At 39.0% G+C, this 10,196-nt stretch carries 9 protein-coding genes and 1 tRNA gene; 8 read left to right on the top strand and 2 right to left on the bottom strand.

Annotation, left to right across the window (positions count from 1 at the left end):
• Positions 1–45: 45 nt before the first annotated feature.
• From AC27EF_RS05405 to rsmI, 7 genes are all read left to right on the top strand, one after another.
• Positions 46–118: transfer RNA gene (locus AC27EF_RS05405), tRNA-Phe, on the top strand.
• Between the two features lie 342 nt (positions 119–460).
• On the top strand, positions 461–1,843 hold the full coding sequence (locus AC27EF_RS05400; RefSeq protein ID WP_487109417.1) for an aminotransferase class I/II-fold pyridoxal phosphate-dependent enzyme: 1,383 nt from the start codon (positions 461–463) through the stop codon (positions 1,841–1,843).
• 3 nt (positions 1,844–1,846) lie between these two features.
• Positions 1,847–2,473 (top strand): dTMP kinase, encoded by a 627-nt coding sequence (gene tmk / locus AC27EF_RS05395; RefSeq protein WP_487109416.1) that lies wholly within the window; start codon positions 1,847–1,849, stop codon positions 2,471–2,473.
• 6 nt (positions 2,474–2,479) lie between these two features.
• Positions 2,480–3,469, top strand: a complete 990-nt coding sequence (gene holB, locus AC27EF_RS05390) for a DNA polymerase III subunit delta' (protein WP_487109415.1) — start codon at positions 2,480–2,482, stop codon at positions 3,467–3,469.
• The gene (locus AC27EF_RS05385; RefSeq protein ID WP_487109414.1) at positions 3,466–4,329 is read left to right on the top strand and encodes a PSP1 domain-containing protein; all 864 of its coding nucleotides are present in this window, start codon (positions 3,466–3,468) and stop codon (positions 4,327–4,329) included. The genes holB and AC27EF_RS05385 overlap by 4 nt, the downstream gene beginning before the upstream one ends.
• On the top strand, positions 4,310–5,047 hold the full coding sequence (locus tag AC27EF_RS05380; RefSeq protein ID WP_487109413.1) for a tRNA1(Val) (adenine(37)-N6)-methyltransferase: 738 nt from the start codon (positions 4,310–4,312) through the stop codon (positions 5,045–5,047). The genes AC27EF_RS05385 and AC27EF_RS05380 overlap by 20 nt, the downstream gene beginning before the upstream one ends.
• On the top strand, positions 5,047–5,901 hold the full coding sequence (gene rsmI / locus AC27EF_RS05375; protein ID WP_487109412.1) for a 16S rRNA (cytidine(1402)-2'-O)-methyltransferase: 855 nt from the start codon (positions 5,047–5,049) through the stop codon (positions 5,899–5,901). Before AC27EF_RS05380 ends, rsmI begins: the two co-directional genes overlap by 1 nt.
• Before the next feature lie 36 nt (positions 5,902–5,937).
• Here rsmI and AC27EF_RS05370 read toward each other — a convergent pair whose 3' ends face one another.
• Both AC27EF_RS05370 and metG read right to left on the bottom strand, forming a co-directional pair.
• Complete coding sequence (locus tag AC27EF_RS05370; protein WP_487109411.1) at positions 5,938–6,204, bottom strand: AbrB/MazE/SpoVT family DNA-binding domain-containing protein; 267 nt, start codon at positions 6,202–6,204, stop codon at positions 5,938–5,940.
• 113 nt (positions 6,205–6,317) lie between these two features.
• Positions 6,318–8,267 carry a methionine--tRNA ligase gene (gene metG / locus AC27EF_RS05365; RefSeq protein ID WP_487109409.1) on the bottom strand — a complete coding sequence of 650 codons (1,950 nt, stop codon included), beginning with the start codon at positions 8,265–8,267 and terminating at the stop codon, positions 6,318–6,320.
• A 129-nt stretch (positions 8,268–8,396) separates the two neighbouring features.
• Between metG and AC27EF_RS05360 the strand changes: the two genes are divergently transcribed.
• Positions 8,397–10,193, top strand: a complete 1,797-nt coding sequence (locus tag AC27EF_RS05360; protein ID WP_487109408.1) for a DUF885 domain-containing protein — start codon at positions 8,397–8,399, stop codon at positions 10,191–10,193.
• Positions 10,194–10,196: the final 3 nt, after the last annotated feature.

Below are 10,196 nucleotides of genomic sequence, written 5' to 3'. Positions count from 1 at the left end.
AATTTTAAATCCACAGTAACAGAGTTGCCTCAAATGAATATTTAAGCCCAGATAGCTCAGTCGGTAGAGCAGAGGACTGAAAATCCTCGTGTCGCTGGTTCGATTCCGGCTCTGGGCATTTTGCAAAGATCCTTATTGATAGGGATCTTTTTTTATAATATAGGAAAGTTAGAACTTTCCTATATTATAAATGCTTTGCGGGATGCACACGATATGCAGAGAAAAGCTGCGAAAGCAGCCGCACATCGGCGCGCAAAGCGGAACAAGGTCTGCATTTTATTTCGGTCGGTGTTAAGAGGACATCTGTTAAGATGTCCAGCATCCCTCAAGGATTGAAGAATTCAAGAAGTTCGAGGCGGACTTGTCCTCTTTGTTCTGCTATTAGAAACATATAGAAATATGTAGAAATATGTTATAATAAAAAGTGAAAAATGAAAAAGATAGTATAAGGATGTTATATATGACACAAATATTTGAATGTTTAAAGGATCTTAACAAACAAAACATCTATCCATTTCACATGCCGGGACATAAAAGACAAAAGTATGGAGATTCCTTTGTTTCAGAATTATTTTCCCGGGATATTACAGAAATAACCGGTTATGATGATTTGCATCAGCCGGAAGGGATCATTCGGGATGCTATGAGCTTTATAAAAGAGGTATATGGGGTTAAAGAGAGCTATCTTCTAATTAACGGCAGTACCGCAGGAAATTTAGCAGCAGTTGCTGCTTTATGTAAAATAGGGGATAAAATTTTAATGGCGAGAAATTGTCATAAATCAATTTATCACGCAGTGGAGCTTTTGGGACTGCATCCTGTCTATGTATATCCTGAAATTGATGAAGATGGGATTTGTCTTGGAATCAAAATGCAGCAAATTGCAGAGATTTTAGACCAGGAAAAAGACATAAAAGCTGCGGTCATTGTTTCACCAACTTATGAGGGACGGATTTCGGAAGTTCAGGAGATTTCAGAGCTTCTTCACAGTTATGGAATTCCTTTGATTGTAGATGAAGCGCATGGCGCTCATTTTGTATTCCATTCTGTTTTTCCGGAAAGTGCAGTATCTCAGGGAGCAGATTTGGTCATTCAGAGTCTGCATAAGACGCTTCCCTCTTTGACCCAAACGGGAATTTTGCATTTATGCAGCGATTTCATTTCAGGAGAAAACATACAAAGAAAACTTTCCATCTTTCAGAGCAGCTCACCCTCGTATCTTTTGATGGCGTCGGCGGAGTGGTGTGTCCACAGATGTGCGGAAAATCCGCAAAGTTTTCAACAATATGCAGATCAATTGTTGATAATGCGCAGAAAATTAAAGGAACTTGTGCATATTCATCTGGTTGAAAATGATGATCCGGGAAAGCTTGTATTGAGTGTGAAAAACACCTCGATGACCGGACAGGAATTATTTGATCTTTTAAGAGATTCCTATCATTTGGAACTGGAAATGGCGGAAATATCTTATGTGATTGCGATGACAAGTGTATGTGATACTGAAGAAGGGTGGAACCGGTTCTTTCATGCATTGCATGAAATTGATCAGAAAATATCCAACTCTGAGCAATTAGAGCAAGGAGATTTTATAATAAAAAATCAGATGGCACTGACGCCTCAGGAGACTTCCCAATATTCACGGCGTCCTGTAGACTTGGAAAAAGCAGAGGGAACGATTGGGGCTGATTTTATTTTTTTGTATCCTCCGGGAATTCCCTTGATTGTACCTGGAGAAATTATTTCAAGAAATGCAGTTCAAAAGCTTCTTCAATACGAAAATGATAAAATGAAAATGGTCGGAGTATCAGATCATAAAATTTATGTACTAAATAAGAGGATATGATATATGAGTTTATTTATAACAATGGAAGGTCCGGACGGGGCGGGAAAAACAACACAAATTGGATTATTAAGAGACTATTTATCCAGTAAAGGTTATGATATAATAGTATGCAGAGAGCCAGGCGGCACACCGATTAGTGAAGCAGTCCGCCAAGTCATTCTGAATAAAGATTTCAAAGAAATGGGCAGTATGACAGAATTGCTTTTATATGCAGCGGCAAGAGCACAGTTGATGGAAGAGGTGATTCGGCCCGCACTTTTTGAAGGAAAGATCGTCATTTGCGATCGCTTTGTGGAATCCTCAGTGGTATATCAGGGAATTGCGCGAAATATGGGAATTGATTTGGTGTATCAAGTAAATCATTTTGCAATCGGAGATACAGTGCCGGATTTGACAATCTTGATTGATTTGGATGCTAAGATGGGAATCTCCAGAAAGAAAAAACAAACCAATCTTGATCGGATGGAAAGTGAAGCACTGGATTTCCATGAGAAAGTGGCAGAAGGATACAGAAAGCTTTCAGAGATGTATCCGAATCGAATTTATAAAATTGATGGAAGCATGGCAATAGAGGAGATTCATCAGAGAATTGTGATGCAGGTCAATAAAAAATTTCATGATAAAGGGTGATATAGTATGAAGAGTTTTGATGCAATAGTGGGACATAAAAAAATAATCTCTCATTTTGAAGATGCGATACAAATGGGAAAGATTTCTCATGCATATTTGCTAAGTGGTGAGGATGGCAGTGGAAAGATGATGATTGCAAAAGCCATTGCAAAGGCTCTTTTATGTGAGACAAAGAATGGCTGCGGAAGCTGTCAGGCGTGTGCTCAGGTAGAATCCGGAAATCATCCGGATTTGATTTATGTAACTCATGAAAAGTATGAAATTCGAGTAGATGAGATACGAAAGGGAATTAATGAAAATATTGATGTAAAACCATACAGCGGAGATTACAAAATCTATATTATTGATGATGCAGACCGTATGAATCAGGGAGCACAAAATGCGCTGCTTAAGACATTGGAAGAGCCTCCCGCATATGCGGTGATTTTGCTTTTAACCAATAATAAGGACAGATTGCTTGATACAATTTTATCCAGATGTGTCTGTATGACACTGGGGTCTGTAAGAACCGATGAAATTGAAAAATATTTAAGAGAGCACACAGATGCCAGTGATTCTAAAATTCAGTTTGCGGCGTCCTTTGCCCTGGGAAATCTTGGACGGGCTCTTCATGTGCTGGAAACAGAAGAATTTCAGGATATGCTCAATGAGGCTGTCAATGTTATGGCACATATCCAGGGAATGGAAGTGTACGAGGTTGTATCCTATGCGAAGAATTTGACAAAATATAAAAATGAAATTTATGATTTTCTGGATATTATTATGGTATGGTATCGAGATATGCTAATCTTAAAAACAACCGGGTCGCTAAATCATCTTGTTTTTAAAGATAAATACCGACAGTTGAAAGAACAGGAAATTTATCTCTCTTTTGAGGGGATTAGTCATATTTTAGATGAGGTAGAAAAGGCACGAAGAAGACTGGTTGCCAATGTAAATTTTGAAGTGGCAATGGAATTGCTGCTGATGACGATAAAGGAGAATGGCAAAATATGATAGAGGTAATTGGCGTAAGATTTCGTACGGCGGGCAAGATTTATTTCTTTGATCCGAAGGAATTTGAAGTGCGAATAGGGGACCATGTGATCGTAGAGACAATTCGCGGAATTGAATACGGAACGGTAGTGGCGGAGCGAAGACAGGTGAAGGATACATGCATCGGAGACGAATTAAAGCCTGTGATCAGAATTGCGACAAAAGAAGATGATGAGAGAGCAGAAAAAAATCGCCGGAAAGAAAAAGATGCTTATCAAATTTGCCTGAAAAAAATACGGGAACATGGACTGGATATGAAATTAGTATCCACAGAATATACTTTTGACAATAACAAAGTCCTGTTCTATTTTACGGCGGACGGGCGAGTAGATTTCCGGGAATTGGTAAAAGATTTAGCGGCAGTATTCCGGACAAGAATTGAACTTCGGCAAATTGGTGTCCGAGATGAGGCAAAGATGCTTGGGGGAATGGGAATATGCGGAAGAAAATTATGCTGTAATACTTTTCTTTCTGAATTTGCTCCGGTGTCAATTAAGATGGCAAAAGAACAAAATCTTTCACTGAATCCCACTAAAATTTCCGGCGTGTGCGGAAGATTAATGTGTTGTCTGAAAAATGAGCAGGAAACTTATGAATATTTAAACAGCAAGCTTCCGAATATCGGGGAGACAGTGAAAGCAAAGGACGGCACCATTGGCGAAGTACAGAGGGTTGATGTTCTGCGTCAGAAAGTCAAATTGATTGTGGAGAACGAGAATGGAGACAAAGAAATTCAGGAGTATAAGATTGATGATCTATTGATGAGAAGAAAGAGACAGGGATGTCAGGGTTGTAAAGGACATGGAAAGAGAAAGAATTGATGATCTTGGAATTCATGGATACCGAATTCTTCAAAAGGAGCAAGGATTCTGTTTTGGAATGGATGCAGTGCTTTTATCGGATTTCGTGTCTGTAAGAGACGGAGGAAAGGTCCTGGATCTTGGAACTGGAACCGGTATTCTTCCGATTTTAATGGAGGCTAAGACGAAAGCCGGACATCTTACAGGATTGGAAATACAGCCGGAGATGGCAGAGATGGCAAATCGAAGTGTACAATTAAATGGTTTGGAGTCAAAAATAGAAATCGTAGAGGGTGATATAAAGGAAGCTTCTGCGATTTTTCCACAAGATAGTTTTGATGTGATAACTTCCAATCCGCCTTATATGATTGGCCGGCATGGTCTGGTGAATCCCTCTGATACCAAAGCCATCGCACGGCATGAAATTTTGTGCACTTTTTCAGATATATCACAGACAGCTAAAAAATTACTGAAGCATCGTGGAAAATTATTTTTAGTTCACCGAAGTTTTCGATTAGCGGAAATATTAAACCAGCTTTCCGGGGACGGGTTAGAGCCAAAAAGAATACGTTTTGTGCATCCCTATGAAAATAAGGAATCTAACATATTTTTATTGGAGGCTGTAAAAGGCGGGAAATCCCGAATGATTGTGGAGCCACCTTTGATCGTTTATGAAGAACCAAACCGATATACCGATGAAGTTTATAAGATTTATGGAATGGAGCGGGAGGAACATTAATGGCAGGAACCTTATATTTATGCGCAACACCTATTGGAAATCTGGAAGATATTACATTTCGTGTGATTCGGACTTTAAAAGAGGTGGATCTCATTGCGGCGGAGGATACGAGGCACAGTATTAAGTTATTAAATCATTTTCAAATCAAAACGAAAATGACCAGTTATCATGAGTATAATCGAGTAGACAAAGCAAAGGTGCTGGTGCAACAGCTGTTGGATGGAAAGAAGATTGCTTTGATAACCGACGCCGGAACTCCCGGTATTTCAGATCCCGGAGAGGAATTGGTTCGTCAGTGCTATGAGGCAGGAATTACGGTAACAGCTCTTCCGGGTGCCTGTGCTTTTGTTAATGCGTTGGTAATCTCCGGGCTTCCCACGAGACGATTTTGTTTTGAAGCGTTTCTCCCTGCAGATAAGAAAGAGCGGAAAGATATTCTTCAGACGCTGGAGAGCGAAACCAGAACGATCATTTTGTATGAAGCGCCGCATCGTTTGATGAAAACTCTGCAAGAATTATTGGAGGTACTTGGAAATCGCTCTGCGACTTTATGCAGGGAATTAACCAAGCGTCATGAATCTGTTTTTGTATCCACTCTGGAAGAAATCATTGCCTATCATAAAGAAAATCCGCCTAAAGGCGAATGTGTTTTAATCGTAGAAGGGAAATCTTTGCGGGAAATAAAGAAAGAAAATCAGGAAGAATTTCGGAAAGTTCCGTTGAATGAACATATGGATAGATATATGCAGCAGGGTTATTCAAAAAAGGACGCTATGAAACTTGTGGCAAAGGACAGAGGCCTTGGGAAACGAGATATTTATCGGCAGCTTTTAAGTGAATCTGAGAATAAATAAAAGGTATGGATCGAGAGGTCCATACCTTTTGTATTTCTATTCGGAAATATGAAGTCCTGCAAGTTTTGCTAATTCAATGATTGATTTTTTAGAAACCTTTTTTCCTTTATAATCAACCAGATCATCCATATCTTCTCCGGTAAAAATATCTGCAGGATTATATTTTTTTAAAATGATTTTATCGTCATCTACAAATATTTCAAGAGGATCACGTTCGTTTACATCAAAGTTTCGACGTAATTCAATCGGTAACGTAATTCTTCCAAGTTCATCAAGCCTTCTTACAATGCCTGTGCTTTTCATGTGTAAACCTCCTTAATAATTATCAATCAATTTTGCATAAAATAACCATAGCATACCGAAATCTGCTTGTCAAACGCTTTAGTTATTTGGTGCAGGAGAATGAAATAAGAAATTTAACAGATTTCAGCGCCGGATGGCATATCTTTTTCTGGAACAACCAGGGCAAGCTCACCTTTTTCATTTTCTGCACATAAAAGCATTCCCTCTGATAAGACGCCTGCAAGTTTTGCCGGTTTTAAATTAACGAGAACCATAACTTTTTTTCCGACCATCTCTTCCGGTTTGTAGTAAGCTTTGATACCGGAAACAATCTGTTTAACCTGATTGCCGATTTTAACCTGAGAACAAAGTAATTTCTTAGATTTTTTTACTTCCTCGCATGCAATGATTTCTCCAACCTGAAACTGCATTTTCATAAAATCATCAAATTGAATTTCTTCTTTAGGTTCAATTTCAATTACCGGTTCTCCCGCAGCAGCTTTTGCCTGCGTATCCATCAATTCCTGAGCTTTTTCAAGGATTTCTTTTTCATCTAATCGTGCAAATAAGATTTCTGGTTTTTCTGTTACTTTTGTTCCGGTTGGATAGTTTCCAAAGGAATTTAAATGTTCAAAAGCAATGGCAGATGTATGCAGCTGAGCCATGATTTTTCCGGAGGTTTCAGGCATAAACGGTTCTAAAAGAGAAGCGCCGATCGTAATTCCTTCAACTAAGTTGTAAAGGACTGTGGCAAGACGATCCTGCTGTGACTCGTCTTTTGCCAGAACCCAAGGCATGGTCTCATCAATATAACGGTTGCATCTGCGGAATAAATTAAAAATTTCAGTGATGGCATCGGCAACACGGAGTTCTTTCATCTTGTCGGCAACGTTGTCTCTGGCGCTTGTGACGACTGTCTTCAGGTCTTCATCAAAATCTCCGGTCGCTCCGCGGTCTTCAACAACTCCATTGAAATATTTATTGGACATGGAAATTGTCCGGTTCACCAGGTTTCCGAGAATGTTTGCAAGATCGGAATTCATTCGTTCTACCATTAACTCCCATGAAATGACACCGTCACGTTCAAATGGCATTTCGTGCAGTACAAAATAGCGGACAGCGTCTACTCCGAAGAAATCTACCAAATCATCTGCATATAAAACGTTTCCTTTGGATTTGCTCATTTTTCCATCGCCCTGAAGCAGCCAAGGATGACCGAATACTTGTTTTGGGAGAGGAAGATCTAAAGCCATTAAAATGATTGGCCAATAGATTGTGTGGAAACGAATGATATCTTTTCCAATGAGGTGGAGATCTGCAGGCCATAATTTTTGAAACTGGCTGCTGTTTTCTCCATCGCAGTCATAACCGATTCCTGTAATATAGTTTGTCAGAGCATCAAGCCATACATAGACAATGTGCCCTTCATCGAAATCAACCGGAATGCCCCACTTAAAAGAAGTTCTGGAAACGCACAGATCTTGAAGACCCGGCAGCAGGAAGTTATTCATCATCTCATTTTTGCGGGATTCCGGCTGAATAAATTCCGGATGTGTATTGATATGCTCAATTAACCCGTCCGCATATTTGCTTAACTTAAGAAAATATGCTTCTTCTTTTGCAGGCTGAACCTCGCGTCCGCAGTCAGGACATTTTCCGTCTACAAGCTGACTTTCAGTGAAAAAAGATTCACATGGGGTACAATAGAGTCCCTCATACTCTCCTTTGTAAATATCACCTTTTTCATAGAGCTTCTTGAAAATCTTCTGTACCTGCTTTTCATGATCCGCATCCGTTGTTCGGATAAATTTATCATAGGAAGTATTCATAAGGTCCCAGATTCTTTGAATTTCACCTGCGACATCATCGACAAATTCTTTCGGGGTAATTCCTTTTTCCTCAGCTTTTAACTCTACCTTCTGTCCATGTTCATCTGTTCCGGTCTGGAAAAAAACATCATAACCTTCCATTCTCTTATATCGTGCAATGCTGTCTGCCAAAATAATCTCATAAGTATTTCCGATATGAGGTTTTCCGGAAGTGTAAGTAATTGCAGTTGTAATATAATATGGTGTTTTACTCATAATAATCCTCCGATTTTTTAGTTTCTGGTTTTAATTATAGTACATCTTTTCAGGTTAGTCTATTTTTTTTCTCCAAAAAATAGTATAATAGTAAGCAGATGTTTGATTCGCTCAAAGAAGGGAGCATTTATGAAAAAAATACCGATTTGGATATTGTCTTTTTGTATGACGATATCCTTGACTGTCTCAGGCTGCGGAAGAATTGATTCATCCTTCGGAGAATCTCATAAGAGCGGTACAGCTAAGACGGAAACGCTGAATGCATCGGTACAGAAGAAGTTTGATCGTTATCTGTCAGCACTTTTTCAGGAGAATGTGACAGATAACGGTATCAATCTCCATTATACATTGGAACATCCTGAACAATACGGAATCAAAGATCAGAAAAAATCCCTGAATCCCATTGAATCTGATAAGATTCAAGGAGAAAAAAAACAGATTCACAAGGAAGAAAAAAAACTGCAGAAATTTGATTTGAAAAAACTGTCAAAAAGCCAGAAAATTACATACGAGGTTCTGAAGGACTATTTCAAAATGCAGGAGGATATGGCGAATTATCCATACTATCCATCGCTTTTAAGTTCCGGTTCAGGGCAGCAGGCACAACTTTTGATTACATTCAGTGAATATCGCTTAAAGAAGAAAAGTGATATTGCCTCCTATTTTCAAATGCTGTCACAAATGGATGATTACTTTCAGTCGATCGTTGAATACGAGAAAGAAAGAATCAAAAGGGGCTTATTTATGTCAGATGAAAGTGTAGAACGAGTGATTGCACAGATTCAAAGCTCTATAAAACGTCGGGAGGATCATATGCTTCTCGGTACGTTTGAGCAGCGCATTCAGGCAGTCAAAGGGCTAAGTCAGGCACAACAGCAAAGCTATATCAAAAAAAATCGTGAAATAGTATATCATCAGGTGATTCCTGCTTATGAGAGGCTGGCACAACAGCTTAAGAATCTCAAAGGAAATGGAAAAAACGAGGCTGGACTGTTTTATTTTAAGAAAGGTCGTCATTATTATGAGGCGCTGGTTCGTGCAAAGACAGGGTCAAGTCGTACGATTCAGGAGATGATAAAGGATACAGAAGCAAATATTCATCAGTGTATTCAAGAGATTCAGAACATGCAGATCAAATCTCCAAAGGCAGTGGAAGATTACATGAATCTAAAATGGAAGTCTTATGTGGAGAAAGACCCTGAGACAATCATTCAAAAACTGAAAACAAAAATGATAAAATATTATCCAAAAGCACCGAAGGTCAATTATCAGGTGAAATATGTGCATTCCTCAATGGAAAAGGATACCAGTCCGGCATTTTATATGGTTCCTGCAATAGATTCCTATCAGGAGAATGTGATTTATATTAATCAGTCACAGACCAATGATGCAGTCAGCTTGTATCCGACCCTTGCACATGAAGGATATCCCGGTCATTTATATCAGAATGTGTACTATGCCGCAAAGAAGGAAGCGCCCATTCGTTATGTTTTGAATTATCCGGGATATACAGAAGGATGGGCTTCCTATGTAGAAGGCTGGAGTTATCGTACCATCGATGCCGGGACAAATCGTGATATTTATGCAAAATTAAATGTAATGATGTATGAATACAATTTAGCCATATGCTCCAGAACAGACTTTGGAATTCATTACGAAGGGTGGAAGAAAGAAGATACCAGAAAATATTTAGCACAGTATGGAATTCCTTCTTCCCAGGCAGATGAGCTTTTTCAGATAATTGTTGAAGATCCTGCAAATTATCTTTCCTATTATATTGGATATCAAGAGTTTCAGAAGCTTTTATCCTATTATAAGAAAGAGGCAGGTAAAAAATATAGCTTAAAAGCATACCACACAATGATTTTAGATGCAGGCCCGTGCAATTTCGACATTTTAAAAAAGTGCATCGAGAAAAACCTATGAATG

The organism is Anaerostipes stercorihominis, assembly GCF_057535655.1.
Note: the sequence above shows the minus strand (reverse complement) of the source record. Positions and strands in the feature narration are given on the sequence as shown.